The 25613-nt window shown below is 75.5% G+C and carries 26 protein-coding genes; 13 read left to right on the top strand and 13 right to left on the bottom strand.

Annotated features, from left to right (window positions below; all coding sequences use genetic code 11):
• The first annotated feature begins 19 nt into the window (after positions 1–19).
• From ACWDD9_RS25755 to ACWDD9_RS25765, 3 genes are all read left to right on the top strand, one after another.
• Positions 20–403: a PadR family transcriptional regulator gene (locus ACWDD9_RS25755; protein ID WP_449812780.1), complete on the top strand. Its 384-nt coding sequence runs from the start codon at positions 20–22 to the stop codon at positions 401–403.
• Positions 400–1374 (top strand): hypothetical protein, encoded by a 975-nt coding sequence (locus ACWDD9_RS25760; RefSeq protein WP_449812781.1) that lies wholly within the window; start codon positions 400–402, stop codon positions 1372–1374. The genes ACWDD9_RS25755 and ACWDD9_RS25760 overlap by 4 nt, the downstream gene beginning before the upstream one ends.
• An 87-nt stretch (positions 1375–1461) precedes the next feature.
• On the top strand, positions 1462–2148 hold the full coding sequence (locus ACWDD9_RS25765; RefSeq protein WP_049652332.1) for a copper homeostasis protein CutC: 687 nt from the start codon (positions 1462–1464) through the stop codon (positions 2146–2148).
• A 65-nt stretch (positions 2149–2213) separates the two neighbouring features.
• On the opposite strand, the gene ACWDD9_RS25770 is transcribed toward ACWDD9_RS25765, so the two are convergent.
• Positions 2214–4235 (bottom strand): HelD family protein, encoded by a 2022-nt coding sequence (locus ACWDD9_RS25770; protein ID WP_449812846.1) that lies wholly within the window; start codon positions 4233–4235, stop codon positions 2214–2216.
• Between the two features lie 415 nt (positions 4236–4650).
• Between ACWDD9_RS25770 and ACWDD9_RS25775 the strand changes: the two genes are divergently transcribed.
• Positions 4651–4812, top strand: coding sequence for a hypothetical protein (locus ACWDD9_RS25775; RefSeq protein ID WP_158077777.1), 162 nt, complete (start codon positions 4651–4653; stop codon positions 4810–4812).
• A gap of 58 nt (positions 4813–4870) precedes the next feature.
• Here ACWDD9_RS25775 and ACWDD9_RS25780 read toward each other — a convergent pair whose 3' ends face one another.
• Entirely contained in the window at positions 4871–6508 is a 1638-nt protein-coding gene (locus ACWDD9_RS25780) for a DNA repair helicase XPB (protein WP_049652330.1), read from the bottom strand.
• Positions 6509–6632: 124 nt separating this feature from the next.
• Here ACWDD9_RS25780 and ACWDD9_RS25785 point away from each other — a divergent pair, with 124 nt between their 5' ends.
• On the top strand, positions 6633–6887 hold the full coding sequence (locus ACWDD9_RS25785; protein WP_049652328.1) for a hypothetical protein: 255 nt from the start codon (positions 6633–6635) through the stop codon (positions 6885–6887).
• A 21-nt stretch (positions 6888–6908) separates the two neighbouring features.
• Here ACWDD9_RS25785 and ACWDD9_RS25790 read toward each other — a convergent pair whose 3' ends face one another.
• Positions 6909–9410 (bottom strand): helicase-associated domain-containing protein, encoded by a 2502-nt coding sequence (locus tag ACWDD9_RS25790; protein ID WP_449812782.1) that lies wholly within the window; start codon positions 9408–9410, stop codon positions 6909–6911.
• A 171-nt stretch (positions 9411–9581) separates the two neighbouring features.
• Here ACWDD9_RS25790 and ACWDD9_RS25795 point away from each other — a divergent pair, with 171 nt between their 5' ends.
• Entirely contained in the window at positions 9582–10562 is a 981-nt protein-coding gene (locus ACWDD9_RS25795; protein WP_449812783.1) for a hypothetical protein, read from the top strand.
• Positions 10563–10688: 126 nt separating this feature from the next.
• Here ACWDD9_RS25795 and ACWDD9_RS25800 read toward each other — a convergent pair whose 3' ends face one another.
• The gene (locus ACWDD9_RS25800) at positions 10689–11327 is read right to left on the bottom strand and encodes an NAD(P)-dependent oxidoreductase (RefSeq protein WP_063780391.1); all 639 of its coding nucleotides are present in this window, start codon (positions 11325–11327) and stop codon (positions 10689–10691) included.
• A gap of 134 nt (positions 11328–11461) precedes the next feature.
• On the opposite strand from ACWDD9_RS25800, the gene ACWDD9_RS25805 reads away from it, so the two are divergent.
• Complete coding sequence (locus ACWDD9_RS25805; RefSeq protein WP_449812784.1) at positions 11462–12235, top strand: SDR family NAD(P)-dependent oxidoreductase; 774 nt, start codon at positions 11462–11464, stop codon at positions 12233–12235.
• Between the two features lie 97 nt (positions 12236–12332).
• Positions 12333–12953, top strand: coding sequence for a TetR/AcrR family transcriptional regulator (locus tag ACWDD9_RS25810; RefSeq protein ID WP_449812785.1), 621 nt, complete (start codon positions 12333–12335; stop codon positions 12951–12953).
• Positions 12954–12961: 8 nt separating this feature from the next.
• Here ACWDD9_RS25810 and ACWDD9_RS25815 read toward each other — a convergent pair whose 3' ends face one another.
• The gene (locus tag ACWDD9_RS25815) at positions 12962–13834 is read right to left on the bottom strand and encodes an alpha/beta fold hydrolase (RefSeq protein ID WP_449812786.1); all 873 of its coding nucleotides are present in this window, start codon (positions 13832–13834) and stop codon (positions 12962–12964) included.
• Positions 13835–13902: 68 nt separating this feature from the next.
• Between ACWDD9_RS25815 and ACWDD9_RS25820 the strand changes: the two genes are divergently transcribed.
• From ACWDD9_RS25820 to ACWDD9_RS25830, 3 genes are all read left to right on the top strand, one after another.
• Positions 13903–14508, top strand: a complete 606-nt coding sequence (locus tag ACWDD9_RS25820; RefSeq protein WP_074005456.1) for a TetR/AcrR family transcriptional regulator — start codon at positions 13903–13905, stop codon at positions 14506–14508.
• 163 nt (positions 14509–14671) lie between these two features.
• Entirely contained in the window at positions 14672–15730 is a 1059-nt protein-coding gene (locus ACWDD9_RS25825; protein ID WP_449812787.1) for a fatty acid desaturase family protein, read from the top strand.
• Between the two features lie 134 nt (positions 15731–15864).
• Positions 15865–16665 (top strand): hypothetical protein, encoded by an 801-nt coding sequence (locus ACWDD9_RS25830; protein ID WP_117489084.1) that lies wholly within the window; start codon positions 15865–15867, stop codon positions 16663–16665.
• A 22-nt stretch (positions 16666–16687) separates the two neighbouring features.
• Here the strand turns inward: ACWDD9_RS25830 and ACWDD9_RS25835 are convergent, their stop codons facing one another.
• The 3 genes from ACWDD9_RS25835 to ACWDD9_RS25845 all read right to left on the bottom strand — a co-directional run bounded on the left by ACWDD9_RS25835 (position 16688) and on the right by ACWDD9_RS25845 (position 18951).
• The gene (locus ACWDD9_RS25835; RefSeq protein WP_449812788.1) at positions 16688–17902 is read right to left on the bottom strand and encodes a sensor histidine kinase; all 1215 of its coding nucleotides are present in this window, start codon (positions 17900–17902) and stop codon (positions 16688–16690) included.
• Positions 17899–18438, bottom strand: coding sequence for a hypothetical protein (locus ACWDD9_RS25840; RefSeq protein ID WP_449812789.1), 540 nt, complete (start codon positions 18436–18438; stop codon positions 17899–17901). The genes ACWDD9_RS25835 and ACWDD9_RS25840 overlap by 4 nt, the downstream gene beginning before the upstream one ends.
• 150 nt (positions 18439–18588) lie before the next feature.
• Complete coding sequence (locus tag ACWDD9_RS25845) at positions 18589–18951, bottom strand: nuclear transport factor 2 family protein (RefSeq protein WP_049657787.1); 363 nt, start codon at positions 18949–18951, stop codon at positions 18589–18591.
• Positions 18952–19058: 107 nt separating this feature from the next.
• On the opposite strand from ACWDD9_RS25845, the gene ACWDD9_RS25850 reads away from it, so the two are divergent.
• Positions 19059–19934, top strand: coding sequence for a LysR family transcriptional regulator (locus tag ACWDD9_RS25850; protein WP_449812790.1), 876 nt, complete (start codon positions 19059–19061; stop codon positions 19932–19934).
• A 103-nt stretch (positions 19935–20037) separates the two neighbouring features.
• On the opposite strand, the gene ACWDD9_RS25855 is transcribed toward ACWDD9_RS25850, so the two are convergent.
• Positions 20038–20625 carry a TIGR03086 family metal-binding protein gene (locus tag ACWDD9_RS25855; protein WP_449812791.1) on the bottom strand — a complete coding sequence of 196 codons (588 nt, stop codon included), beginning with the start codon at positions 20623–20625 and terminating at the stop codon, positions 20038–20040.
• A 65-nt stretch (positions 20626–20690) separates the two neighbouring features.
• On the opposite strand from ACWDD9_RS25855, the gene ACWDD9_RS25860 reads away from it, so the two are divergent.
• Complete coding sequence (locus tag ACWDD9_RS25860) at positions 20691–21557, top strand: AraC family transcriptional regulator (RefSeq protein WP_449812792.1); 867 nt, start codon at positions 20691–20693, stop codon at positions 21555–21557.
• Here the strand turns inward: ACWDD9_RS25860 and ACWDD9_RS25865 are convergent.
• The 4 genes from ACWDD9_RS25865 to ACWDD9_RS25880 all read right to left on the bottom strand — a co-directional run bounded on the left by ACWDD9_RS25865 (position 21518) and on the right by ACWDD9_RS25880 (position 25545).
• Positions 21518–22507 (bottom strand): ABC transporter substrate-binding protein, encoded by a 990-nt coding sequence (locus tag ACWDD9_RS25865; protein WP_117489096.1) that lies wholly within the window; start codon positions 22505–22507, stop codon positions 21518–21520. The two genes, ACWDD9_RS25860 and ACWDD9_RS25865, sit on opposite strands and share 40 nt — an antisense overlap.
• 85 nt (positions 22508–22592) lie before the next feature.
• Entirely contained in the window at positions 22593–23411 is an 819-nt protein-coding gene (locus ACWDD9_RS25870) for an ABC transporter ATP-binding protein (RefSeq protein ID WP_449812793.1), read from the bottom strand.
• Entirely contained in the window at positions 23411–24505 is a 1095-nt protein-coding gene (locus ACWDD9_RS25875; RefSeq protein ID WP_375876448.1) for a FecCD family ABC transporter permease, read from the bottom strand. The genes ACWDD9_RS25870 and ACWDD9_RS25875 overlap by 1 nt, the downstream gene beginning before the upstream one ends.
• Entirely contained in the window at positions 24502–25545 is a 1044-nt protein-coding gene (locus ACWDD9_RS25880; RefSeq protein WP_380776378.1) for a FecCD family ABC transporter permease, read from the bottom strand. The genes ACWDD9_RS25875 and ACWDD9_RS25880 overlap by 4 nt, the downstream gene beginning before the upstream one ends.
• Positions 25546–25613: the final 68 nt, after the last annotated feature.

Below are 25613 nucleotides of genomic sequence, written 5' to 3' on the forward strand. Positions count from 1 at the left end.
TGACGATATATGTAGTCGTATGACAGAACGCTCCATGCAGGAGCCCACGCTGCTGCTGCTCACCGCGCTGGCCGACGCCCCGCGGCACGGCTACGCGCTCATCCAGGAGATCGCCGCGATCTCCGACGGCCGGGTCAAGATGCGCACCGGCACGCTCTACGGGGCGCTCGACCGGCTGCTGGGCCAGGGCCTGATCGAGGTCGCCGCCGAGGAGGTGGTGGACGGCCGGGCCCGGCGCAGCTACGCGCTGACCGCCGCCGGCCGCGAGGCGCTGGCCGCCGAGGCGGAGCGGCTGCGGGCGGTCGCCACCGAGGCCGAGCGCCGGCTGACCAGGCTCCGGTCGATGCTGCCGGGCAAGACCGGGCCGCAGGGGCGGCCCGCGACGGGGGGAGGCCTCTCATGACCACACCGGTGATCGGCGCCGGGCCCTCGATGGTGCTGCGGGCCGCGCTCCAGCTCTACCCGGAGACGTACCGCCGCGAGCGCGGCGAGGAGCTGGCCGAGGTGTTCGCCGATACGACGGCGGCGGGCGGCCGGCTCGCGGTCGCCCGGGAGGTCCTCGGCCTGGCGGTGTACGGGCTGCGGGTGCGGCTCGGGCTGACCGGCGCCACGGCGGCCGGGCGGCTGCTGGCGGTGGTCGCGCCGATGCTCGCCGGGGCGGTGGCCGGCGCCACGCTGGTGGCCTGGCTGACCACCGCGCACCGGATCGCCAACCTGCTCTCCTGGGACGACTCGTACGGCGCCTACTTCTCGTCGTTCTGCCCGCCGGTGGCCGCCGTGCTGCTCCTGGTGGCGGGGCTGCTGGGGCGCTGGACGGCGGTGCGGGGCAGCGCGCTGGTCCTGGGGGCGGTGGGGCTCTACAACCTGGCGGACGCCGTCTGGTCCTCCTCCTTCGACCTGTGGTGGAGCGGCTACATCGCGATGGCCACGCTGCCGCTGGTGCTGGCCGCGCTGCTGTTGGCGGCGGCGCCGACGGACCTGCTGCCCCGGCCGGGCCTGCGCGCGGCCGGCCTGGTGCTGGCCTCGGGGGCCGTGGGCGGGCTGCTGGAGGCGGCCCAGAGCTGGGACGACACCACCTTCCCGCTGGACCTGGTGTGGTTCGTGGTGATGCTGGTCGTCCCGCTGCTGCTGACCTTCGCCGGGCTGCGCGGGCGGGTGGCGCCGACGGCGGCGGGGGTGGCGGCGCTGGTGCTGGCCGGGCCGGGCTGCCTGTTCAACATCTGGCGCGGGTCCGGCGGGGTCTCGCAGCTGCTGCCGGCGGTGGGGCCGTCGGTGGCCGCGCTGGTGCTGGTGGCGGTGGCGGTGCACCGGTTCGGCCGGTCGGAGGCGGCCGGGGCGTCCGGTGCGATCGGGGCGGTCCACGGTCCGGCGTGACCGGGAGGTTCGGGGGGCCGTTCCGGCGTGACCGGAACGGCCCCCTGGGAGTTTCCGGGGGCGGTCCGATGTGGCAGGCTGTCGAATATGTCTAGACCAATTTTCGAAGTCATCGCGCTGACGCCCCAGGACGCCCAGGCCGCCGAGTCGGGCGGCGCCGACCGGCTCGAACTGGTCACCGACATGGCCGCCGACGGGCTCACCCCGTCCGTCGAGGACTTCGGCCGGATCCGGGCCGCCGTCGGCATCCCGCTGCGGGTCATGCTGCGGATCCGGGACGGCTTCGCCCCCGGCGACGTGGACGGGCTGTGCGCCCGGGCCGCCGCGCTGCGCGCCGAGGGGGCCGAGGAGTTCGTGCTCGGCTTCCTCGACGCCGACGGCGCCGTCGACCTGGCCGCCACCACGGCCGTCGCCGAGGCGATCGCCGGCTGCCGCTGGACCTTCCACCGGGCGATCGACCACAGCGCCGACCGGGCCGCCCTGCGGGCCGCCGTCGGCGGGCTGCCCGGCCTGGACACCTTCCTCACCTCCGGCGCGGCCGCCGGGGTGGACGCCGGGCGCGAGGTGCTGTCGGCCGAGCTGGCCCGGGCCGGCGAGCCCGGGTACCGGCAGCGGATCCTGATCGGCGGCGGCCTGCGGGCCGAGCACCTGAAGGAGCTGCGGGCGGAGGGCTTCGACGCCTTCCACGTCGGCGGCGCGGTGCGGGTCGACGGCTGGCGGACGCCGGTGGACGCGGCCAAGGTCGCCGAGTGGCGGGCGCTGATCGACGCCTGAGCGCGGGTGCGCCGGTGCGGGCGTTCGTACGGAAGGGCCGGTCCGCGGACCGGCCCTTCCGCGCACTACCGCAGCTGCTCCGGCAGCGGCTCGCGGTGCAGCACCGTCAGCCCGGAGACGGCACGGGTCAGCGCCACGTACAGCCGCCGCAGGCCGGTCCGCTCGTCCGGCTCCCCGGCGACCACCGCGGCCGGCTCGTCCAGCACCACGTAGTCGTACTCCAGACCCTTGGCCAGCGAGGCCGGGACGAGGGTGAGCCGGGCCTCCGCGCTGGTCTCGTCGCCGGGGGAGAGGTACGGCAGGCCGGCCGCGGTCAGTGCCTCGGCGAGCCGCGGGACGCGGGCGTCGGCGGCGATCAGGCCGGTCGAGCCCTCGTGCTCCAGCGCTTCCCGGCAGGCGGCCAGGACCGCCTCCGTGCCGGTCGCGTCGCCGGTCGTGCCGCCGTCCGTGTCCGTGTCGCCCTCTGCGGCGCCGTCCGCGATCCGGCGGATCGTCAGCGAACCGGGCGCCTCACGGACCGAGGAGGCCGGGGCCAGGCCGGGGGCGATCGCCGGGAGCAGCCGGGAGGCGTACGCGATGACCTCCTCCGGCACCCGGAAGCCCTTGGTCAGCTCCTCGATGTGCGCCTGCGGCTTGCCCAGGTGGCGCAGCGCCTCCGGCCAACTCGCCGTCGCCCACGGGGTGGTGCCCTGGGCGAGGTCGCCGAGGACGGTCGCCGAGCCGGTGGTGCAGCGGCGGCCGACCGCGCGGTACTGCATCGGGGAGAGGTCCTGGGCCTCGTCCAGCACCACGTGCCCGAGCGAGGGGGTGCGCTGCACCAGGTCGGTGGCCTCGTCGACCAGGACGGCGTCGGCCGCCGTCCAGCGGGCGGTCTTCACCGAGCGGCCGGGCTTGGGCCACAGCACCGCCCGCTGCTCCTCGGGCGTCAGCACGCCCTCGGCACAGGCGGCCAGGAACTCCGGCTCGGAGAGCAGCCGCAGGACCAGCTTCGCAGGGTCGACGGCCGGCCAGCACTCCTTGACCACCGCCTTGACGGCGCTGTTGCGGGCCACCGCGTCCTGCACCCGGTCGTCCGGGGCCTCGCCGCCCTGCTCCATCTTCAGCAGCACGGCGTGCGCGATGCGCTGCGGCAGGGCGTCCCTGGCCGCGCCGTAGCGGGTCTCGCGGCCCTTCAACTCCTCGATGATCTCGACCAGTTCGTACACCGGTACGCGCCAGCGGCGGGAGCCGCGGACCACCACGCAGGGCTCGGTGGGCAGCGCGATGCCCGACCGCACCGCCCGGCGCAGCACCTCGGCCATCCGGGCGTCGCCCTTCAGCCGGGCCGCCTCCGGGTCGTCCTCGCCCCTCACCTCGACGTGCCCGACCAGCTGCTGCACGGTGGCCTGGGCGACCTCCAGCTCGCCGAGGGCCGGGAGCACCTGCTCGATGTAGGAGAGGAAGGCGTTGTTCGGCCCGATCACCAGGGTGCCGGTCCGGGCCAGGCGCTCGCGGTGGGCGTACAGCAGGTACGCGACGCGGTGCAGGCCGACGGCGGTCTTCCCGGTGCCGGGCGCCCCCTGGACGCAGATGGTGCCCGTGATGTCCGAGCGGACGATCTCGTCCTGCTCGGGCTGGATGGTGGCGACGATGTCGCGCATCGGGCCGACGCGGGGCTTCTCGATCTCGGCGGCCAGCAGCGCGGAGGCGGAATCGGTCTCGGCCGGGTCGCTGAGGTGCTCGTCCTCGTAGGCGGTGAGCTCGCCGCCGGTGTAGCCGAAGCGGCGGCGGCGGTCGACGTCCATCGGGTCGGTGCGGCTGGCCCGGTAGAACGGCTGGGAGACCGGCGCGCGCCAGTCGATCACCATCGGGTCGCCGTCGGCGTCGTGGACGTGCCGGCGGCCGATGTAGAAGCTCTCGCCGCCGCTGCCCTCGCTCAGCTCCTCGCTGATCGCGTGCAGGTAGTCGAGGCGGCCGAAGAACAGCGGGGTGTGCGAGAGGTCGGCCAGGGCGGCGATCCTGGCCTCGATCTGGTTCTGGAGCACGAGGGCGGTGACCCAGGTGCCGGTCACGTCGCGGATGTCGAGCGACTCGACGTCCTCGCGCATCGCGCGCAGCGCGGCCCGGGAGGCGGCCAGGTGGTCGCGTTCGCGCTGGAGGGGGTCGGTGGTGGAGGTGGCGGGCACAGCGAACCTTCCCGGCTGCCCCCGGTGGCGGGCGCAGCGGATCGTAGGAGCTCACGGTGGGTACGGCCGACCGGTTGCCGAACGGTCGGTACCTCCCCCGGCTGCCTGCGGGACTTCAGCAGGTACCACGGTTCGGGAGGGGGCAGACGGACGATCTTAGACCCGTCCGCCCCTGGGGGCCAGCCGCGCGGGTCCCGGGGTTCCGGCCGTACCGGCCTCGGGGTTCGCCCTACCCCGGCCTCGGGGGCCGCCGTACACCCGGCGGACGAGCCGCGCACCTGCGGATACGGCCTTTGGAGTGATGCCGACCGCCGGTCGGGTGCCTACCGTTGAAGACATGAGCACCACGAACCGAACCCCCCGACCCGGCCCGTCCGGCGCCACCGCCGTCTCCGGGCGCCACCGCAACCCGCTGAGCACCGCCGTCCGCAACGTCGGCATCGCCCTGGACACCGCCGCGCGCGTGATCTTCCTCGGGCGCGACGGTGTCCGGTACTGAAGGCGCCGTCCGGTCCTGAGCACCGTGTCCGTTCCCGGGACGGCCTACCGCCCGTGCGTCACAGCACGTCGTCCGCGTCCATGATCCGGTACGCGTAGCCCTGCTCGGCCAGGAAGCGCTGCCGGTGGGCGGCGAAGTCCTGGTCCACGGTGTCCCGGGCGACCACCGAGTAGAAGTGGGCCGAGTGGCCGTCCGCCTTGGGGCGCAGCACCCGGCCGAGGCGCTGGGCCTCCTCCTGGCGGGAGCCGAAGGTCCCGGAGACCTGGATGGCCACGGTGGCCTCGGGCAGGTCGATCGAGAAGTTCGCGACCTTGGAGACCACCAGGACGCCGATCTCCTTGTTCCGGAAGGCCTCGAAGAGCTTCTCGCGCTGGGCGTTGCTGGTCTCGCCCTTGATCACCGGGGCGTCCAGGGCCTCGCCGAGCTCGTCCAGCTGGTCGATGTACTGGCCGATGATCAGCGTCTGGTCCTTCTCGTGCTTCCTGACCAGCGCCTCCACCACCCGCCGCTTGGTCGCCGTGGTGGCGCAGTAGCGGTAGCGCTCCTCCGGCTCGGCGGTCGCGTAGGCGAGCCGCTCGGAGTCGGTCAGGGTGACCCGCACCTCGCAGCAGTCGGCGGGCGCGATGTAGCCCTGCGCCTCGATCTCCTTCCACGGCGCGTCGAAGCGCTTGGGGCCGATCAGGCTGAACACGTCGCCCTCGCGGCCGTCCTCGCGCACCAGCGTCGCGGTCAGGCCGAGCCGGCGGCGGGCCTGGAGGTCGGCGGTGAACTTGAACACCGGTGCGGGCAGCAGGTGCACCTCGTCGTAGACCACCAGGCCCCAGTTGCGGGCGTCGAACAGCTCCAGGTGGGCGTAGACGCCCTTCCGCTTGGTCGTCATCACCTGGTAGGTGGCGATGGTGACCGGGCGGATCTCCTTCTTCGTCCCGCTGTACTCGCCGATCTCGTCCTCGGTGAGCGAGGTGCGCTTGACCAGTTCGTGCTTCCACTGGCGGGCCGAGACGGTGTTGGTGACCAGGATCAGCGTGGTCGACTTGGCGTGCGCCATCGCGGCCGCGCCGACCAGCGTCTTGCCGGCGCCGCAGGGCAGCACGACCACGCCCGAGCCGCCGTGCCAGAAGCCCTCGACGGCCTGCGCCTGGTACGGGCGCAGCTGCCAGCCGTCCTCGTCCAGGTCGATCGGGTGCGCCTCGCCGTCCACGTACCCGGCGAAGTCCTCGGCGGGCCAGCCGAGTTTGAGCAGCACCTGCTTGATCTGCCCGCGCTCGGAGGGGTGCACCACCACGGTGTCCGGGTCGACCCGGGCGCCGACCAGCGGGACGACCTTCTTGGAGCGCAGCACCTCCTCCAGCACCGGCCGGTCGGTGGTGGTGAGCACCAGCCCGTGGGTCGGGTGCTTGAGCAGCTGGAGCCGCCCGTACCGACCCATGGTGTCCGCCACGTCCACCAGCAGCGCGTGCGGCACCGGGTAGCGCGAGTACGTCACCAGGGCGTCCACCACCTGCTCGGCGTCGTGCCCGGCCGCCCGCGCGTTCCACAGCCCGAGCGGCGTCACCCGGTACGTGTGCACGTGCTCGGGCGCCCGCTCCAGCTCGGCGAACGGCGCGATGGCGCGACGGCAGTCGGAGGCCCTGGGGTGGTCGATCTCCAGGAGAAGAGTTTTGTCGCTCTGGACGATGAGCGGTCCGTCGTTCACGCGGGGGAGCCCTCCACTGGCTGACAGGGTGGATTGACGCAGACCCTCCAGTGTCGCGCATCCCGGGCGGTGCGCGGGAGCCGCCCGGAGTGACCACCGTCCGTACTCGCTCGTTGAGCTGGTCATGAAGAAGTCGAAGCGTGTTCTCACCGCCCTCGCCCTGATGGGCTCGGCCTTCGCGGCCACCGCCTCCTCGGCCGGCTCGGCCCACGCCCTCGCGGGCATCGGCGAGGGGCCCGGCGGCCTGCTCGCGGCGCCCGGGTTCCTGCTGGCGGACACCGTCACCGGGGGGTCGATGCCGGTCGGGCAGGGGCAGATCGGCAGCCTGGCGGACAAGGCCGTCCAGGACAAGATGAAGGAGGCGCAGCAGGGGCACTGAAGGCCCCCGGCCTCCCCGGGGTCACTCGTCGAGTTCCGCGACGCCGGTGATGCGGTGCAGGGCGAAGGTGCGGAGTTCGTCGGCGTGGTGGTCGAAGGCGGTGACGAAGCCGCCTTCGACCTTGACCGGGTCGATGATGCGCTGGCTGGCGATGCCCTCGGCGTTGAGGTAGCCGATCCACATGCGCTCGCCGAGCAGGACGGCCGTCTGGAGGGCGGCCAGGGTCTCGGCGGCGGCGGTGCGGGGGAGCCGGCGCGGGTCGGGGGCGGGGTCGCGGCGGGTGGCGGTGGCGGCGCGGTCGCCGGCCCGGATGGCCTTGATGGCGGCCGCGAGCAGGGTGTCGTCGGGGGCGGGCGGTCCGTCGGGGACGGGCACGGGGGCCGGCCGGGGCGGGGTGCGGCGGCTGTCCGGGCGGGTGATCAGCACGTCTCCCTCGGCGGACTCGGCGGCCGGGGCGTAGCCCATGGTGCGCAGGGCGGCGAGCAGGACGTCCGGGGCGGCCTGGGAGGCGAGGACGGTGGGGGCGAGCAGCCGCAGCCGCAGGTCGGCGGAGCGCCGGTCGGCGAGGACCTCGCCGAGCAGCGACGGGTCGTCGCAGCGCAGGTAGGAGGAGGCGGCGCCGACCCGCAGGACGCCGTGTCGGCGGGCGACGTCGTCGACCAGGTACGCGAGCGGCTGCGGGACGGGCGTACGGCTGTGCTGCTCCAGGAAGGCCCGCAGGTCGGTGGCGGTGCGGCCGGCGTCGAGGGCGCGGCGCACCGAGGCCGGGGTGAAGCGGTAGACGGTGGCGCCGCCCTTGGACTCGATGTCGGCGCACAGGGCGAGGGCCTGGGCGAGCGGGGTGAGCAGCGGGCCGGGGGCGATCGCGGTGAGGTCCGGCTGGAGGATCACGTGGTCCAGCGGCTGCGGGAGCAGCGGGGCGAGCACCTCGGCCGGGTCGGACTCGGCGGTGAGCAGGGCGCGGGCGGGGGCGGCCAGGGCGCCGCGGCCGGTGATGCCGAGGAGTTCGGCCTCGTCGAGGGTCCAGGCGGTGAGTTCGTCGCGCAGGTCGCGGCCGTCCGGGCCGACGGGGCCGCCGCGCAGCGGGCGCTGCCAGCGCAGGGCGGGGAGCAGCTCCTCGGCGGTGGCCGGGGTGCCGGGCGGCAGTTCGGCGAGCAGGGCGAGGGTGGCGCGGCGGACGGACGGGGCGAGGGTGCGGTCGAGTTCGGGGCCGAGGGCGGCGCGCGGCTTGCCCCGGCCGTCCGGGGTGCCGGTGAGGGCGGGGACGCGGGTGGCGGCGAGCCAGGCGCCGGCCAGGACGGACCAGCGCTCGGCGGTGTCCAGGTGCAGCCAGGTGTCGTACCCCGGGGTGGGGGCCCAGCGTTCGTCCACCTCGCCGTCGGGGGCCAGCAGGCCTGCGGTGTAGGCGAGTTCGAGCCAGAAGGCGGTCTGCTGCTCGGTGTTCTCCAGGGCCTGGGCGGTGCGCTTGAGGTCGCGGACACCGAGGCCGCCGGCGCGCAGGGTCAGCGGCGGGGTGAGGCCCCAGCCGTCCAGCAGCTCCTCGACGGTCTTGACGGCGGTGTGCGCCTGGCCGGCCGCGGCGGCGTCCACGGCCTGCGGGTCGCGCGGGGCGGTGGCGGGCGCGGGCTCGGGCTGGACCGGCTCGACGGTGCGGTGGGTGCGGCCGCCGCGCAGGTGCAGGGCGAGCTCGCGGGGCAGCACGACGCTGCCGGGGCTGCTGGGCAGCAGCAGGCCGCGGGCGAGCAGCCACTCGACGGGGCTCTGCGCGTCCTCGGCGGTGACCGGGCGGGTGGCGTCCGGGACGGTGCCGGTGGGCGGGCCCCAGACCAGCCGCTCCAGCAGCCGCAGCGCGGCCTCGGGCGCGGTGTCGAGCAGTGCGGCGCAGCGGGCGCGGTCGGTGAGCAGCGCGGTGAGCGCGGCGACGGCGCTGACCGGGTCCGGGGTGCCGGGCTCCCCGGCCGAGGCGAGCAGCTGCTGCAGCCGGGCCGGGGACATGCCGACGGTGGCGTCGGCGAGGGTGGGGCCGAGGCCGGTGCGGCCCGGGTTGACGGCGGTCGGGGCGAGCGCCTCGCGGACGGCGAGGACCAGCCGCAGCCCGTTGTCCGGGCCCCAGAGCAGCGCCCGGTCGCGCAGGGTGGCGAGCGCGCGCGGCAGGGCGGTGGCGACGGCGGACCGGTCGGCGGGGGTGAGCGGGGTGGCGCCGGGGTGCGGCTTGACCTTCGCCGGGCCGGTCAGCAGGGTGCGGACGGTGCTCAGCGAGGTGCCGTCCGGGGCGGTGGCCAGGGCCTCGGCGACCTGGAGGGTGAAGCGGTCGAGCCGCTCCAGGGCGCGCAGCGCGGAGGCGCGCGAGGAGAGCCGGGCGGACAGCTGGGTGAGGTCGCCGGGGACGGGGTTCAGCAGGTCGGGGCGGGAGCGGAGCAGGGCGGCGAGCGCGTCGTCGGGACGGGCGCGCAACTCCTCGGCGAGGGTGCGCGGGCCGGTGGCGGACCTGCCCCGGCGTTGAGGGCCCTGCTGTGTGGTCATTCGACCTAGGTTAGTCGGGCGCGGGGACGACGGGGTGTCCGTCGTCCGGGCGCACCTCCGGCGCTCCGCCGTACCGGCGGACGGACTCGCGCGGGCGGGGGCGGGGTGGGTAGCGTCACGCCGAGGGCGGTTCGGTGGGCGGCCGGTACGGGCGAGGCGGGGTGGTCGGTGATGACGGACGGCGAGTGGTGGCGCAAGAGCGGGCCGTGGAGCGAGCGTTCGGTCGGCGGCCCGGACGCGGGCCCGGACGCCGCTTCGGACGCCGGCTCGGGTTCGGGCTCGGGCGCCGGTTCGGGTGAGGCCGCGTCCGGCGGCGCTCCGGAGGCTCCGTCCGCCCCCGTTCCCGCTCCGGACTTCGACCCCGACAGCGTGTACGACCCGCCGGCGCCGAGCGCGGGCGGCATCCCGTCCGTGCCGCTGCACCTGCCGGAGACCGTCGCCGGGGACCGGCCGGACGGGCCCCCGCCGACGACGGTGTCGAGCACCGGCCCGTGGACGATGACGCTCTTCGACTTCTCGGACGGGCCGCGGCCCGCGCCGAAGCCGATCCCCGGGCAGCGCACCGCCGAGGAGGCCGCCGAGCAGGCGGCGGCGGAGGCGGCGGAGACGGCGGCGGCGCCCGCCGCGGACCTGACGAAGAAGCCGCGCAGGGGCTGGCTCAGGCCGGCCCCCGCCGCCCCTCCCGCGCCGCCCGAGGCCCCGGCCGGGAAGGCCGGGGGCAAGGCCAAGGCGAGAGGGAAGGGGAAGGCCAAGGGGAAGGGCCAGGAGGCGGAGAAGGAGGCGCCCGCCCGCAAGCCCTCCCCGCTGATCCTGCTCTCCTGCGCCCTGCTGGTCGGCGGGGCGGTCTCCGGCTTCCTCCCGGCCATGCTGGCCGGCTGGGGCCTCGGCTACCTGTCCCGCCAGATCTCCGACCTGATGCGGAAGTTCGTGATCCTCGGCATCCCGCTGGTCACGATGAGCGTGTCCACCTTCTACTCCATGCAGCAGGCCAAGCAGGCCGGCGGACAGGGCGGCGGCCTCCAGTCGGGCTCGCCGCTGGGCGCGATCAGCTGGTCGTCCGCCCCGAACGTGCTGCGGCTGTCCGCCGTGCTGTCGGCGGTGGTCCTGCTGCTGCTCGCCCTGCGCCGCCGCCCGCCGCAGCAGCAGGGCTGAGCGCGGGGGCCGGTCCGGTCCGGCCCCCGCCGGGCAGGGCTACTTGCGGACGAAGCAGCCGGAGCCGTCCACGACGGCGTGGGTGCCGCCGTTGTGTGACGGTGGCGCCGGGGCGCGGGCGGGGCGTCAGTCGTCGGCGAGGTGGACGAGTCGGCGGAAGGTCGTCGGGTCGCCGAGGTGGTCGACGATCCAGTGGGCGACGGTGGCGCGGGTGGCGGTGCCGGCCCGGGGGAGCGGTCGGTCGTACGAGACCTGCGGGCCCGGGGACGGCGGGCCGTCCTTGAGCATCGGCACGCGGACGACCGTCCAGGCGGTGTCGGAGCCGGCGAGCACCGCCTCCATCCGGGCCAGGTCGTGGTGGACCTCCCGGTACAGCCGGTCGACCACCAGCCTGGCCACCACCCGTTGGGCGCGCGGGAGCCGGCTGGTGTCCAGCCCCGCCGAGCTCATCGTGACCAGGTGCCGGGCGCCGCCGTCCCGCAGTGCCGCGGTCAACTCCCGGGCGCCGTCGGAGAAGACGGTGGTGGCGGTCCGGCGGCCGGTGGTGCCGAGGGTGGCGACGACGGCGTCCTGGTCGCTCAGCGGCCCCCGTAGGGAGCCCGGCCGGCCGACGTCGGCCCGGGCGGTGAGCGGGGTGCCGTGCGCGTACTCCGGCAGCCGGGCGGGGTCGCGGGCGACGGCGGTGACGGTGTGTCCGGCGGCCAGTGCGAGGTCGACCACCAGACGGCCGGTGCGTCCGGTGGCACCCACGACTGCGATCCTCATCGGTTCCCTCCTCGGGATGGTTCGGGATGGTTCGGTCTCGGATGGCGCCTTGTCATTCATTCAGACGGACTGTATGAATGAAATCAAGTGAACCACGGCGCACCGCGCGTGCGAACCCGAAGGAGCGATGGAACATGGGAGTTCGGCAGGATCGGTACCCCGACCTGGACGGCCGGGTGGTCGTGGTCGCCGGCGGCAGCCGCGGCATCGGCGCGGAGACCGCCCGCGCCTTCGCCCGGCAGGGCGCGGCCGTCGCCGTCCTCGGGCGCGACGCGCAGGCGCTGGCGGAGGTGGCGGACGGCCTGCAGGCGGAGGGGGTCCGGGCGCTCGGACTGGTCGCCGACTGCACGGACGCGGCGGCACTCGGCTCCGCCGCCGCCCGGATCGAGCGGGACCTCGGCCCCGTCGACACCCTGGCCGCCTTCGCCGGCGGCGGAGGCTACCCGGTGCCGACCGTCCGCGAGACCGAGGAGCACTGGCGGGCCGTGCTCGACGGCAACCTCACCGCCACCTTCCTCACCGTCCAGGCCTTCCTGCCCGGCCTGCTGGCCCGCCGCGGCGGTTCGATCGTCACCATGGCCTCCACGGCCGGCCGGCTGGCCGGCGGCGCCTCCGCGGCGTACGCCACGGCCAAGGCGGGGGTGCTGATGTTCACCCGGCACCTCGCGCTGGAGGTCGCCGGTGAGGGCGTGCGGGTCAACGCCATCGCGCCGGGCGCCGTCCGCACCGAGCGGACCGCCGCGCAGATGCCGCCCGAGGTGCAGGCCGCGGTCGCCGCCGCGCACCCGCTGGGCCGCCTCGGCGAGCCGGCGGACGTCGCCTCGGCCACGCTCTTCCTGGCCTCCGACGCGTCCTCCTGGATCACCGGGCAGACCCTGGACGTCAGCGGCGGGCGGGTCATGCTCTGAGCGCCGGGCCCGCTCCGCCGGGCGCCGGGCCTTCCCCGCCCGGGTGAACCGATCGGCGATACTGCCAGTTCACACGGAACGAGTGGAGGCGAGCGGGATGAGCCCCCGGTCCTACCGGATGGGACAGCGGCAGGCGGAGGTCGACGAGACCCGCGCCCGGATCGTCGCGGCCGCCCGCGCGCACCTGGCCGAGACCGGCGGGGTCTCGCTGGACGCGGTCGCCCGCCGCGCGGACGTCGCCCGGGCGACCGTCTACTACCAGTTCGGCTCCAAGGCGGGCCTGCTGGAGGCGGTCTGCGACGCCCTCGCCGAGCAGGGCGGCATGGCCCGGCTCGCCGAGGCCTTCACCCAGGCCGACCCCTGGGCGGCGGTGGACCGCTTCGTCGAGGTGATGGGCGGCTTCTGGGCGGTCGACCGGGTCTGCACCCGCCGCCTGCGCGCCCTCGCCGCGCTCGACGAGGAGGTCGGCCGGGTCATCGCCGACCGCGACGCCCGCCGCCGGGAGGGCGCCGGGGTGCTGGCCGGCCGGCTGCCCGACGCCCCGGCGGACGCGGGGCGCCTGCTGTTCGTGCTCACCGCCTTCGAGACCTACGACGCGCTGGCGGCGGAGGCGGAGGCGGCGGGAGCCGTGGGCGGCGGGGCCGACCTGGCCCTCGCCACCCCGGCGGTCACCCGCCTGGTCCGCGCCGCTCTCGGCGGGCCGGCCGACGGGTCGTAGGGCCCCGGTCAGCCCGCCTGCCGCGCGGCCGTGCCGAGGATGCCGGCGGTGACGGCCGCCAGGTCGTCGGTGGGCAGTGCGTGGCCGGCGCCGGGGACGATCTCGACCCGGGCGGTGGGTACCAGCCGGTGCAGGCGGTCGGCGACGGCCCGGGCGTCGTGCAGGGCGCTGCGTTCGCCGAGGAGGAAGAGGGCGGGGGCGGTGAGCCGGCCGAGTTCCCGGTCGGTGAGGGTGGCGGCCGGGGGCAGGCGGCGGCGGAAGCCCATCGAGGCGCGGACCAGCGCCATCAGTTCGGTCTCCAGGACGGCGCTGTTGCCGACCAGCCGGGCCAGCCGGGGGCGCAGCGGGCGCGGGGCCGTCGCGGCGAGGCCGCCGAGGACGAGCCAGGTGTAGAAGCGGCGGTCCAGGTCGGCGAGGCCCGCCGTTTCGACCAGGGTGAGGGCGGCGGTCCGTCCGGGGTGGTGGATCTGGTGGTTGAGGGCGATCCAGCCGCCGTAGGAGCAGCCGACCAGGTGGGCGGAGGGCAGGTCGAGGGCGGTGAGCAGCTCCTCCAGCCAGGCGGCGGCGTCGCGGCCGTCGGTGACGGGGGCGCTCTGCACGCTGGCGCCCGGTTCGCCGACGGTGTCCACGGCGATCACGGGGTGCTGTGCGGCGAGGGCGTCGAGGTGGGCGTGCCACATCAGCGCGTTGCCGCCGGAGCCGGGCAGCAGCACGATCGGCCGGCCCTCGGCGCGGCCGGTGCGGTACACCCGGGTGGTGCCGTAGCCGGTGGGGACGTCGAGCGGTGTCCAGGGCCCCGGCCGGAGTTCGGTCAGCGCGCGCTCGTAGGCGGCGCGGAAGCGGGCTTCGGCCTTGCCGTTCTTGAACTCGCTGATTCGCATGGTACATGTGTATCACATGCATGATACGGGTGTACCAAGTGAAGCGGGACGAACAGACGGAGGCCGGAATGACCGCGAAGGTCGACCACGAGGAACGCCGCCGGCAGATCGCCGAGGCCCTGCTGCGCATCGCCGACACCCAGGGCCTGCAGTCCGCCAGCATGCGGGCCGTCGCCACTGAGGCCGGGGTCTCGCTGCGGCTCGTCCAGTACTACTTCACGACCAAGGAGGGACTGCTGCTGGACGCCCTAGCCAGGCTCGGCACCCAGCTCCAGGCCCGGATGGAACGGTGGATCGGCCAGGCCCGCGCCCCCCGGGAGGTGGTGACGGCGATCCTGTCCTGCATCCTGCCGACGGACGCCGAGAGCCGCCGGATCACCAGGACGTACGCGGCGTACTACGCGCTGGTGCTCGGCGACCCCGAGGTGCTGGCGAAGCAGGCCGCGCAGCCGCCGGTCGTCCTGGAGGGCTTCCTCGCCAAGCAGCTCCGGGCGGCGCAGCAGGCCGGGGGGATCGGGCCGGAGCGGGATGTCGAGGCGGTCGCGGCCGGGCTGCTGGCGATGGTCAACGGGCTCGGCTCCAGCGTGCTGGGCGGCCAGCGCACCGGTGAGCAGGCGCTCGCGGTCCTCGCGTACCACCTGGACGAGCTGTTCGGGCGGCCGGAAGCGGGCTGACGGCCGGTGCCGTCGACCGCCGCGACGGTCCTCCGGTCCGCCGGTCCGGCCCGCCGATCGTCGCGGCAGGCGGGCACCCCTCGCGGCAAGGGGGCTAACACCCGTACGGGGCGGGTGCTTTCCCCGTTCCGCTGGAGGGCCTGTCACTGACAGACTCCGGGGTATGTCCGCGCAGCCCGTGATGACGACCGAAGCGCCCGAAGCCCCCTCCTCCCGGTCCGGGAGCGGCGGCAGCGACTTCGCCCAGTTGACCCGCCGAATAGTCGACGAGGGCCTGCTCGACCGGCGCCCCGGCTACTACGCCGCCCGCATGGCCCTGGTGTTCGCCGCCTTCCTCGGCGGCTGGTACGCCCTGTTCGCGCTGGGCGACACCTGGTGGCAGCTCGGCCTGGCGGCGGCGATGTCCGTCGTCTTCGCCCAGATCGGCCTGCTCTCCCACGACCTGGCGCATCGTCAGGTCTTCGACCGGCGGGTGCCGAGCGAGATCGGCGGCCGGATCGCCGCCAACCTGCTGATGGGCATGAGCTACGGCTGGTGGATGAACAAGCACACCCGCCACCACGCCAACCCGAACCACGAGGAGCGGGACCCGGACGTCGCCCCCGAACTCCTGGTGTGGTCCCAGCGGCAGGCCCGGAAGGCGAGCGGCGTCGCCCGGTTCATCGGCCGCCGGCAGGCGTACCTGTTCGTGCCGCTGCTCCTGCTGGAGGGCCTCAACCTCAGCTTCAACAGCTTCCGCGCGCTGCGCGGGCCCGTGGTGAAGCGCCCGGTGCTGGAGGGCGTGCTGCTGGTGGTCCACTTCCTCGCCTACTTCGGCCTGGTGTTCGCCGCGCTCCCGGCCGGCAAGGCCGTCGCCTTCATCGCCGTGCACCAGGCGCTGTTCGGCGTCTACCTGGGCAGCGTCTTCGCCCCGAACCACAAGGGCATGCTGATGGTGACCCCGGAGATGAAGCTCGACTTCCTGCGCCGCCAGGTGCTCACCTCGCGCAACGTCCGCGGCGGGCTGCTCATCGACGCGGTGATGGGCGGCCTCAACTACCAGGTGGAGCACCACCTGTTCCCCAGCATGCCGACTCCGGCGCTCGGGCGGGCCGCCCGGATCACCCGGGAGTTCTGCGCCGAGAAGGGCGTCGCGTACTACGAGACGGGCCTGTTCCACTCCTACCGGGAGATCTTCAGCCACCTGCACCGGACGGGCGAGCCGATCCGCTCCGGCGGGTGACCGTCACGTCCGGCGGGTGACCGTCACGCCCTGGCGCCGGGATCCGTCGCCGGGACGGCCCTTCGGCGGCATCGCCCGTCCGCCGACGCGTTCGCGCCCGTACGATGCCCGAGCGGGGTGGGTGGAGACCGGGGGTGGGTGTGGTTCGGTTCTGGCTGAGGTGGGCGCTGATCGCGCTCCTGGGAGTGGCGGTCGTGTTCGGCGGCTGGGCCGGGTGGCGGTTCTACCGCGACACGGCCATTCCGGCCCCGCCGGACGTCCCGGGGCTGGCGCGGGCGCCGGAGACCGAGGAGGCCCGCCTGGCGGCCGAGCGGCGGATGGCCGACCGGATCGACCGGCTGCCCGAACTGCTGCCGTGGGCCCAGGGGTTGGGGCGGTCGACGGTCGACGTGTGCCGCACCGACTACCGCGGCGGCCTGTTCCTCCGGGGGCTGTGGCTGCCGGTGGCCTGCGAGCGGACCGTGAACGTGTACCTGGCCTTCGACGGCGGCGACGTCCGCTCCCGGCTGGCCGATCTGGACCGGTACCTGGACGCCGAGGGCTGGCGGAGCTCGCAGCGGTGGAGCGGCCTGGTCGCGGCCGACGAGTACGCCCACCAGCCGCCCGCCGACCCGACCCCGGAGGAGGTGGCGGAGGCGGCGGCCCGGCCGATCGCCCCGTCGGTGGAGTTCAGGCCGGCGACGGACGAGGCGGTGCGGACGGAGCTGGCCGTGAGCGTCTCCCGGCCGCCGGGCCCCGAACTCCTGACCTCCGGCGAGGACTACTGGTACGAGAAGTACGGCGGCCGGCGCTACCGGAACGACGAGGGGCAGCGGTCCGAGTACCTGGCCTGGCAGCCGGTGCGGCCGAGCGAGGTCACCGGGCCGGCCGAGGGCCGGTACGTGGTGGTCCTGGGCTTCACGACCAGGTACGCGGAGCAGCAGGAGGCGCCGTGAGGCCGGGAGCCGCCGTGGCCGGTCAGCCCGTCGTGCCGGGCGGCGGGGAGAGCGGCAGGGTGGCGGTGACCCGGAAGCCCGAGCGGTAGGGCGAGGCGGTCAGCTCGCCGCCGAACAGCGCGATCCGCTCGGCGAGTCCGAGCAGGCCGTGCCCGGTGGACAGTCCCCGGCGGGCCTCGGGGCGGCGGCCCGCGCCGTCGTCGACCACGTCGAGGGTCAGCACCTCGGACCAGCTGATCCGCACCGAGGCGTGGCTGCCGGCGCCGGAGTGCTTGATGATGTTGGTGACGGCCTCCTGGACCAGCCGGTAGGCCGTCAGGTCGACGCTGTCGTCGAGGTGGGCCGGGGTGCCGCGCACCTCCAGGTCGATCAGGATCCCGGCGCGTCGGGCGTCCTCCAGCAGCGGGCCCAGGTCGGCGAGCCCGTGGCGCCCGGTCCCGTCCGTCATGGGGACGTCGGCGGTGCGCAACAGCCGGAGCATGCGGCGCAGTTCGGCCATCGCGTTGCGGCCCAGTTCCTCGATGTCGCGGAGGGTGCCGGCCAGCCGGTCGGCGTCGGCGGGCGCGGTGCAGCGGGCGGTGTCGGCCTGCATGACGATGACGGCCACCGCGTTGGCCACGATGTCGTGCAACTCCCGGGCGATCTGGACGCGTTCACCGAGGACGGCCTGGCGGGCGCGCGCGAGTTCGCGCCGGCCGCGCTCGGCGGCGAGGGCGGCGGCCCGGACCCGGCGGCCGGCGCCCCAGGCGACGGCGGTGATCGGCAGGAAGTAGGCGATGCCGCTGACGAGGTACGACGTCCGACGGGAGGGAGGCACCGCCCCGTCGGCGACCGGGTACCAGATGGCCAGGGCGATCGGCAGGGCCGTCAGCACGAGGGCGGCGACGGAGGCGGGCCGGCCGCTCAGCCGGGCCGCCGTGTACAGCGCGAGCAGTACGCCGAAGAAGGGGGTGAAGGCGAAGCCGCTGTTCAGGGAGAGCAGGGCCGCGCCCACGGCGGCGGCCCAGACGACGGCGAACACCGCCTCCGGCCACCGTCGGCGGAAGGTCAGCGCGACGGCCTCCGGGACGGCGAACGCGGCCAGCAGCAGCTGGTCGCGGACGTTCGTCCCGGTCGCGAGCGGGGCCGCGTAGAAGAAGACGTCGGGGACGGTGACCGCCAGTGCCAGCGCGGCGTCCGCCGCCGTGACGGTCGGTGACCCCCGGCGGCGGACGCCGTCTGTCGCGACCTCCGTCACAACCGGAGTTCCCGGCAGCACGAGGTGTTCGAGCCGAGGCAGCACCAGTTGTCGTCGAACTCCCGGAACCCCTCCACCGGGATGTCGGACCACCACGGTTCCGGCGGGGTGGCGCGCTCCGGTGGACGGACCGGATAGCCGAGGGCGGCGTGGGCGGCCCACAGGTCGCCGTGGTACTGCCGCAGGGTGTCGTTGAGCCGGTCCCGGGTGACCTCCCCGGGGGCGGGCGCGTGCCGTGACGGCGTGAGCAGGGTCAGGAAGGCCGCCGCGGCGCGGACGTCGTCGGTGGCGAAGGCGGCCAGGCTGATGCCGGCCACGCGCAGGGCCTCGGTGCCGTCGCCCGGGTCGGGGGCGACGGTGATGCGGACGGCGAGGCTCTGCCACGGGTCGCCGACCGTGCGCGGCGGATCGGGCACCAGGAGAGTGCGGGGGCCGAGGAGGATGCCGTGGGCGAGGGCCGGACCAGCCTTCCCGTCCGACTCGACGTGGTGCACGGTGGCACCGACGGTGGGCGCGGGGATCGTCGATTCGCTCATGGTGGGGCTCCCGGAGGGGAGTGGGGGCTTTCACCCAGTGGTAGCGCGCCCCGTCCCGCGTCGCCTGCGGGGGATGACTGCTCGGGTGAGTGACCGAGCGGGGTCGGTCGCGGCCCCCCGCAGGCGTCCCGCGGGCGGCCGCGAGGCCCCTCAGCCGCCGAAGCCGGCCAGCAGCCCGCGCGGGTCGAAGGTCACCCGGATCCGGGTGATCCGCCCGTCCTCGACGTGCATCCAGTTCGCCGTCGGCGCCGGCGGGGCGATGCTGGTGCGCAGCTCGAACCAGGTGATCACCTCGTCGCCCTCGGCCACCCGGACCTTCACGTCGATCTTCTCCAGCACCTGTCCGAGCCCCTTCAGCCCGGCCAGCGCCTCCTCCACCCCGGAGGCCGTCCCCAGCGCGCCGACGAAGTCGACGTCGTCGGCCAGCAGGCCCCGGACGGTCTCGAAGTCGCCCGCCTCCCAGGCGGTGAAGTAGGTCTCGGCAAGCTCACGCGCGGTCTTCGTCGTCGTCATGCCACCATCCTCCCGAGCACCCAACCCATCCGTCCAACAGATGGATCAGATGGATTCCATCTCTTCTGGTTATGCCGCAGGGGTCCGGTCGCCTATCGTCGTCGCCCATGGAGATGCACCAGCTGCGCTACTTCGCCGCCGTGGTCGACGAGGGCACCTTCACCGCCGCGGCCGCCCGGCTGCACGTGAGCCAGTCCGGCGTCAGCACCCAAGTGGCCAAGCTGGAGCGCGAACTGGGCCAGCAGCTGCTCGACCGGACCGGCCGGCAGGTGCGCCTCACCCCGGTCGGCGAGGCGGTCCTCCCGCTGGCGAGGAACGCCCTGGCCACCCTCGACGCCATCCAGCACACCGCCGCCGAGTTCGCCGACGCCGTCCGCGGCCGGGTCCGGCTCGGCATGATCATGGGCTGCTCGATCCCGCCCTTCCTGGACACCGTCGCCGACCTCGGCCGCAGCCACCCCGGCATCGAACTCAGCCTGCACGAGGGGCACTCCGAGGACCTCCAGGCACAGGTCCTGGCCGGCTCCCTCGACCTGGCCCTGATCGGCTACACCGGCGAGGCCGTCCAGGGGCTGGAGGACACCGTCGTCGTCGACGAGCCGATCGCCGCCGTCGTCCCCGCCGGGCACCCCCTCGACCGGGCGCGGCTCCGCCTCGCCGACCTGCGCGGCGAGAAGGTCCTCTGCCTCCCCCCGGGCACCGGCCTGCGCGCCGCCTACCAGGACTCCTGCCGCCGGCTCGGCCTCGATCCGCGGGTGGACATCGAGGCCAGCTCCCCGGCCGCCCTGCTCCGGCTCGCCGAGCGCGGCGCGGGCGTCGCCGTCCTCAGCGCCTCCTCCGCCACGGGCGCCGGGCTGCGGGCCGTCCCGCTGGCCGACGCCGCCACCTGCGCCCGGCTCGGGCTGGTCGTCCGCCGCGACCAGCAGTCCCCGGCGGTACGGCTGTTGCGCGCGAAGCTCGCCGCGGCGATGCGCCCGGCCTGAGCGCCGCCCGCCACAGTGATGCGCCCGGCCTGAGCGCCGCCCGCCGCGCCGCGCCGTCCCCCCGTACCGGCGCGGGCGGGCCGGCGGGCCCGTCGACCGGAGCTCAGGCCTTCCAGCGCGGATCGCGCCCCGAGGCGGCCAGCGCGCGGTCCCACGCGGAGGCGTCCTCCGGCAGCGCCACCGACTCGGCGAAGCCCGCGTACCGGCGGTACAGCTCGGCGTTCTCCGCCACGATCTCCCCGGCCAGCAGGGCGAGTTCCTCGTCGACCCCGATGCGCCCGCCGGTCGCCCGGGCCACGTCCCAGCCGTGCAGCAGCAGCTCCAGGACCAGCATCCGGGCGATCCCGACCGCCGGTACCGGGGCGCCGCCGAGGTCGACGTCCCCCTCCCAGACGGCCGGATCCGCCCAGGCCGCGACCGCGCGCTCCAGCTGGGCCGCGTAGCCGGAGCGCCAGTCGGCGTCGACGGTGAAGTCCCGCGCGCCGAGCTCCTCGGGCAGTTCGACCCGCCGGGCCCGGTGCTCCAGGCCGTGCGAGGTGTAGAGCACCCAGTGGTTGATCAGCGCACGGGTGTCGAACTCCGTGCAGGGCGTCGGCGCGTCCAGGGGCTGGTCGGCCGGGACGGCGGTGGCGACAGCGGCGGCGGCGGAGGCGGCGCGGGCCAGGAGCGGGTGCATCGGGTGGGCGGTCATGGCGCCGATTCTGCGCGGGGCCGTACCGGCCGGTCTTGAAGAAACGCGACGGCTAGCCTGGCGGCATGGGCACGGACCCGCTGGACCCCCTGGACCCCTTGGAACCCCCGGACGCTCCCGGCCTCGGCCGCGGCGTGCTCCACCCCGCCCGGGCGGCGGAGCTGATCACCGTGGACCGGCTCGTCCCCGACCCGGCCGTGGCCCGGTTCGTCGAGTACTACTGGCTGGTCCGCTGGGACCTGCGCGGCCTGCCGCCGTACGAGCAGAAGGTGCTCGCCCACCCCAACGTCCACCTGGTCTTCGAGGCCCCGCGGGCGCGCGTGTACGGGGTGGACCGCTCGCTCTTCGTCCGCCGCCTGGAGGGCGCGGGGCACGTGCTGGGCGCGCGGTTCCGGGCCGGCGCCTTCCGGGCCCTCGCCGGGCACCCGGTGAGCGGGCTGGCCGACCGGTCGGTGCCCGCCGCCGAGTACTTCGGGCCCGGGGCCGACCGGTTCAACGCGGAGGTCCTCGGGGCGTCCGGCAGCCCCGCGGCCCTCGCCGACGCCTTCCTCCGCCCCCGGCTGCCCGAGCCCGACCCGGTCGCCGCCGAGGTCGCCGCGATGGTGGACCGGATCACCGGCAGGCCGGACCTGTGCCGGGTGGACGCGCTGGCCGCCGAGCTGGGCCTGACGGTCCGCCGCCTCCAGCGCCTGTTCGCCGAGTACGTCGGCGCCTCCCCGAAGTGGGTGCTGCGCCGGGCCCGCCTCCACGAGGCCGCCGAACGTGCCGGGACGGACGGCGGGTTGGACCTGGCCGCGCTCGCCGCCGAGCTGGGGTACGCGGACCAGGCGCACCTCACCCGGGACTTCGCCGCCGCCGTCGGCGTCCCCCCGGCCCGCTACGCGGGGGCGGGTCAGGCCCCGAGGAAGCGCTGCAGCTCGTCCAGGACGTAGTTGGCCCCGGTGTACCCGATCCCCTGGAACCACAGCTGGTCGTCCACCGGGAACGCCCGGTGCCCCTTGACCGCCCCCAGCGCCTGCCAACCCGGGCTCGCCAGGGCGGCGTTGGCCCCGGACAGCTCCGGATCGCCGTACGTCGCGTAGAGCAGCAGGTCGCCGTCGGCCCTGGCGAGCTGGTCCGGCGGGATCTCGGTGTCGGACTGGTCGACGTTCTGCGCGTCCGGCCGGCCGACCTGGGCGTCGGCGAGCACCGTGCCGGGGAAGCTCTGCCGGCCGAACAGCCGGATGCCGCCGCCCTCCACGAACCGCACCAGGCTCACCTTGCGCCCGGACAGCTTCGCCGCCGCCAGCGCCTGGGCCACCTGCCCGGCGTGCTTCTGGTACGCGCCGGCGAAGGCCGCCGCGGCCGCCTCCCGGTTGAGCGCCTGGGCGTGCAGCTGGAAGTCGGCCTTCCACGGCGCCCCGGCGGTCTGGGTGAGCACGGTCGGGGCGATCTCGCGCAGCTGCTCGTAGCGGTCGCCGTCGCGGGTCTGGTTGGAGAGGATCAGGTCCGGCCGCAGCGCCCGTACGGTCGGCAGGTCGGGCGAGCCGGCCGGGCCGACCAGCCGGATCCCGGCCGTCCGGGAGGTCGGCCAGTACTCGGGGTAGCGGGTGTCGCGGGCCGGGAGCGCGGCGCCGACCGGGGTGATGCCGAGGGTCAGCGCGGAGTCGAGCACGTCGGTGTCCAGCACGACCACCCGCATCGGCGCGCCCGGCACCACGACGGGGCCGGTGGCGGCGTTCACCGTCACTGGCGGCACCGGGGTCGGGGACGGCGAGGCGCCGCCGGCGGGGCCGTCCGCGGTCGCCGGGGCCGGCCGCCGGGCGGCGGTGCAGCCGGTGGCCGCCGCGAGCGCGCCCGCGCCGAGGCCGGTGAGGAGGGTGCGGCGGGAGATCCGGGGCATCGGCGGTCCTCTGGCGGCGCGGTGGGGTCGGGGCGCCGTCGATTATGTCCGAAATGGCACTTAAAGTGCCGTTAAGCGCGGGCCGTCAGGCGCGAGTGGCGTCCGGGGCGAGCGCCGCCCACGGGGCGCCCGGCACGACCAGCGGCGTGCCGGTCACCGGGTCCGGCACCACCACCGAGTCCAGTCCGAACACCTCCCGCACCAGCTCGGCCGTCACCACGTCCCCGGGCGCGCCCTGCGCCACCACCCGGCCGTCCCGCATCGCCACCAGGTGGTCGGCGTACCGGGCGGCCTGGTTGAGGTCGTGCAGCACCGCGACGACCGTCCGGCCGCGCTCGACGTTCAGCCGGCGGACCAGGTCCAGCACCTCCACCTGGTGCGCGATGTCCAGGTAGGTGGTCGGCTCGTCCAGCAGCAGGATGTCGGTGCCCTGGGCGAGCGCCATCGCGATCCAGGCGCGCTGGCGCTGGCCGCCGGACAGCTCGTCCATGCTCCGCTCGGCCAGCTCGGCGGTGGAGGTGCGCTCCAGCGCCTCCGCGACCGCCGCCTCGTCCTCCGGCGACCACTGCTGCCACCAGCTCTGGTGCGGCTGGCGGCCGCGCGCGACCAGGTCCGCCACCGAGATGCCCTCGGGGGCGGACGGCGACTGCGGCAGCAGGCCGAGCCGCTGGGCGATCCGCTTGGTCGGGATCCGCGCCAGCTCCTCGCCGTCCAGCAGCACCGCGCCCCGGACCGGCTTCAGCAGCCGGCCGAGGGCCCGCAGCAGGGTCGACTTGCCGCACGCGTTCGGGCCGACGATCACCGTCACCTGCCCGTCCGGGACGGCCACGTCCAGGTCCTCGACGACCGTGCGCGCCTCGTAGGCCAGGGTGAGGCCCCGGGCCTCCAGGCGGTGTTCGGACATCAGGAACCTCCACGGCGGGATCGGATCAGCAGCCACATCAGGTACGGCGCGCCGACCAGGCCGGTCACCACGCCCACCGGCAGCTCCGTCGGAGCCAGCAGCCGTCGGGCGACCAGGTCGGCGAGGACCACCACCAGCGCGCCGGTCAGCGCCGAGCAGAACAGCGGGATCTGCGCCGAGCGGGCCAGCCGCAGCGCGATCTGCGGGGCCATCAGCGCGACGAAGTCGACCGGCCCGGCGGCCCCGGCCGCGCACGAGGCCAGCACGATGCCGAGCAGCGCCATGCCGAGGCGGATCCGGTCCAGGCGCAGGCCGAGGCCGACGGCGGTGGCGTCGTCGAAGGAGATCGACCGCTGGGCGCGGGCGGCCCACAGCGCGACCGGCACGGCGGCGAGCAGCACCCAGGCGAGCCAGTCGGCCTGGTCGTAGCCGGCGCCGTTCAGACTGCCGGTCATCCAGACCTTGGCGGCCTGGGCCTGGAAGCCGTCGCCCTTGGTGAGGAAGACGGAGGTGAGCGAGGACAGCGCGACACTGATGCCGATGCCGATCAGCACGAAGCGCTGCGCGTGCAGGCCGCGCCGCCAGGCCAGCGCGTACACCAGCAGCCCGGCCACCAGGCCGCCGGCCACCGCCGCGTACGGGGCCTGGCCGGTCGAGCCGACCACGCCGTACGCCATCAGACCGACCACGGTCGCGGTCGCGCCCCAGGTCACGCCCACCACGTCGGGGCTGGCCAGCGGATTGCGGGCGACGGTCTGGATCAGCGCCCCGGCCAGCCCGAGCGCCAGGCCGACCAGCAGCCCGACCACCACCCGGGGCAGCCGGAACTCGCCGACCACCAGCTCGTGCGGGCTCGGCCGGCCGAGCACCACCTTGACCACCTCGGACGGCGCGACGGTGGACTCGCCCAGGCAGAGCGAGGCCACCACGGTCGCCGCCAGCGCCACCAGCAGCCCGACGGTGACGGCCAGCGAGCGCCGGTGCACCAGGAACGACGCCCGCCCGGCCCGGACGACGGTGTAGCCGCGCAGCGAGACCTTGCGGGAGACGGATGCCGTGCCGGGGACGGAGCTCGTACCGGGGACGGAAGTCATGCCGCCACCACCTTGCGGCGGCGGACCAGGGCCACCAGCACCGGGACGCCGACCAGCGCCGTCATCACGCCCGCCGGGACCTCGGACGGCGGGAACAGGACCCGGCCGAGGGTGTCGGCGAGCAGCAGCAGCGCCGGGCCGAGGACGGCGGAGAAGGCGAGGATCCAGCGGTGGTCGGCGCCGGCCAGCGCGCGGGCCGCGTGCGGGACGGCGAGGCCGACGAAGGCGATCGGGCCGGCCGCCGCGACCGCCGAACCGGTCAGGACGGTCGCGCCGAGCGCACCGACCGCCCGGACCAGGCCGGTCTTGGCGCCCAGCCCCTTCGCGGTGTCGTCGCCGAGCGCCAGCGCGTCCAGTCCGCGCGCCACCGCGACCACCAGCACCGTGCCGACGGCCAGGAACGGCAGCAGCTGCCAGGCCACGTCCGAGGTCCGCCCGGAGAGCGAGCCGACGTGCCAGAAGCGGAACTGGTCCATGGTGGCCGCGTCGGTGGTCAGCACCAGGGTGTTGAGCGAGGCGATGAAGGCGGACGTCGCCGAGCCGGCCAGCGCCAGCTTGATCGGCGTGGCCCCGCCCCGGCCGCGCCCGGCGAGCCCGTACACCAGCACGGTGGCGATCACCGCGCCGGCGAAGCCGAACCAGACGTACCCGGTGAGGGTGGAGACGCCGAAGCCGGAGATGGCGACCACCACGCCGGCCGCCGCGCCCTGGGAGACGCCGAGGATGCCGGGGTCGGCGATCGGGTTGCGGGTCAGGCCCTGCATGACGGCCCCGGCCAGGCCGAGCGCCGCGCCGACGGCCAGTCCGACGACGGTGCGCGGCACCCGCAGCTCGCGGACCACCACGGCGTTCGCGGTGTCGCCGCCGTGCAGCAGGGCGTCCAGCGTGTCGCCGAACGGGATGGTCCGGCTGCCGACCGCCAGGCTCAGCAGCACCGCGGCGGCCAGCACGACGAGTGCGGCGGCCAGCCACAGTATTCGGCGCCGCGGCGCGCGGTACGGCGCGCCGGGCGCACCGGGCGGTGCGCTGGTGTCGGTCATGGGCCCTCTCCGCTGACAACTCAGGCAAACCTAAGTTCCGCCGTGAAGCCCGGGCAAATCGCCTCGTG

This window comes from Kitasatospora sp. NPDC001119, from assembly GCF_053598475.1.

Excerpts from the sequence above, each read along its gene's own strand:
- ACWDD9_RS25770 (WP_449812846.1), bottom strand. The coding sequence starts at position 4,235 with ATGCGCGAGGACGTCGAGTCGCTCGACATCCGCGACGTGACCGGCACC.
- ACWDD9_RS25760 (WP_449812781.1), top strand. The coding sequence starts at position 400 with ATGACCACACCGGTGATCGGCGCCGGGCCCTCGATGGTGCTGCGGGCC.
- ACWDD9_RS25785 (WP_049652328.1), top strand. The coding sequence starts at position 6,633 with ATGAAGAAGTCGAAGCGTGTTCTCACCGCCCTCGCCCTGATGGGCTCG.
- ACWDD9_RS25850 (WP_449812790.1), top strand. The coding sequence starts at position 19,059 with ATGGAGATGCACCAGCTGCGCTACTTCGCCGCCGTGGTCGACGAGGGC.
- ACWDD9_RS25880 (WP_380776378.1), bottom strand. The coding sequence starts at position 25,545 with ATGACCGACACCAGCGCACCGCCCGGTGCGCCCGGCGCGCCGTACCGC.
- ACWDD9_RS25795 (WP_449812783.1), top strand. The coding sequence starts at position 9,582 with ATGACGGACGGCGAGTGGTGGCGCAAGAGCGGGCCGTGGAGCGAGCGT.
- ACWDD9_RS25845 (WP_049657787.1), bottom strand. The coding sequence starts at position 18,951 with ATGACGACGACGAAGACCGCGCGTGAGCTTGCCGAGACCTACTTCACC.
- ACWDD9_RS25755 (WP_449812780.1), top strand. The coding sequence starts at position 20 with ATGACAGAACGCTCCATGCAGGAGCCCACGCTGCTGCTGCTCACCGCG.
- ACWDD9_RS25840 (WP_449812789.1), bottom strand. The coding sequence starts at position 18,438 with ATGAGCGAATCGACGATCCCCGCGCCCACCGTCGGTGCCACCGTGCAC.
- ACWDD9_RS25860 (WP_449812792.1), top strand. The coding sequence starts at position 20,691 with ATGGGCACGGACCCGCTGGACCCCCTGGACCCCTTGGAACCCCCGGAC.
- ACWDD9_RS25825 (WP_449812787.1), top strand. The coding sequence starts at position 14,672 with ATGTCCGCGCAGCCCGTGATGACGACCGAAGCGCCCGAAGCCCCCTCC.
- ACWDD9_RS25870 (WP_449812793.1), bottom strand. The coding sequence starts at position 23,411 with ATGTCCGAACACCGCCTGGAGGCCCGGGGCCTCACCCTGGCCTACGAG.
- ACWDD9_RS25820 (WP_074005456.1), top strand. The coding sequence starts at position 13,903 with ATGACCGCGAAGGTCGACCACGAGGAACGCCGCCGGCAGATCGCCGAG.
- ACWDD9_RS25805 (WP_449812784.1), top strand. The coding sequence starts at position 11,462 with ATGGGAGTTCGGCAGGATCGGTACCCCGACCTGGACGGCCGGGTGGTC.
- ACWDD9_RS25800 (WP_063780391.1), bottom strand. The coding sequence starts at position 11,327 with ATGAGGATCGCAGTCGTGGGTGCCACCGGACGCACCGGCCGTCTGGTG.
- ACWDD9_RS25810 (WP_449812785.1), top strand. The coding sequence starts at position 12,333 with ATGAGCCCCCGGTCCTACCGGATGGGACAGCGGCAGGCGGAGGTCGAC.
- ACWDD9_RS25855 (WP_449812791.1), bottom strand. The coding sequence starts at position 20,625 with ATGACCGCCCACCCGATGCACCCGCTCCTGGCCCGCGCCGCCTCCGCC.
- ACWDD9_RS25865 (WP_117489096.1), bottom strand. The coding sequence starts at position 22,507 with ATGCCCCGGATCTCCCGCCGCACCCTCCTCACCGGCCTCGGCGCGGGC.
- ACWDD9_RS25790 (WP_449812782.1), bottom strand. The coding sequence starts at position 9,410 with ATGACCACACAGCAGGGCCCTCAACGCCGGGGCAGGTCCGCCACCGGC.
- ACWDD9_RS25765 (WP_049652332.1), top strand. The coding sequence starts at position 1,462 with ATGTCTAGACCAATTTTCGAAGTCATCGCGCTGACGCCCCAGGACGCC.
- ACWDD9_RS25815 (WP_449812786.1), bottom strand. The coding sequence starts at position 13,834 with ATGCGAATCAGCGAGTTCAAGAACGGCAAGGCCGAAGCCCGCTTCCGC.
- ACWDD9_RS25775 (WP_158077777.1), top strand. The coding sequence starts at position 4,651 with ATGAGCACCACGAACCGAACCCCCCGACCCGGCCCGTCCGGCGCCACC.
- ACWDD9_RS25875 (WP_375876448.1), bottom strand. The coding sequence starts at position 24,505 with ATGACTTCCGTCCCCGGTACGAGCTCCGTCCCCGGCACGGCATCCGTC.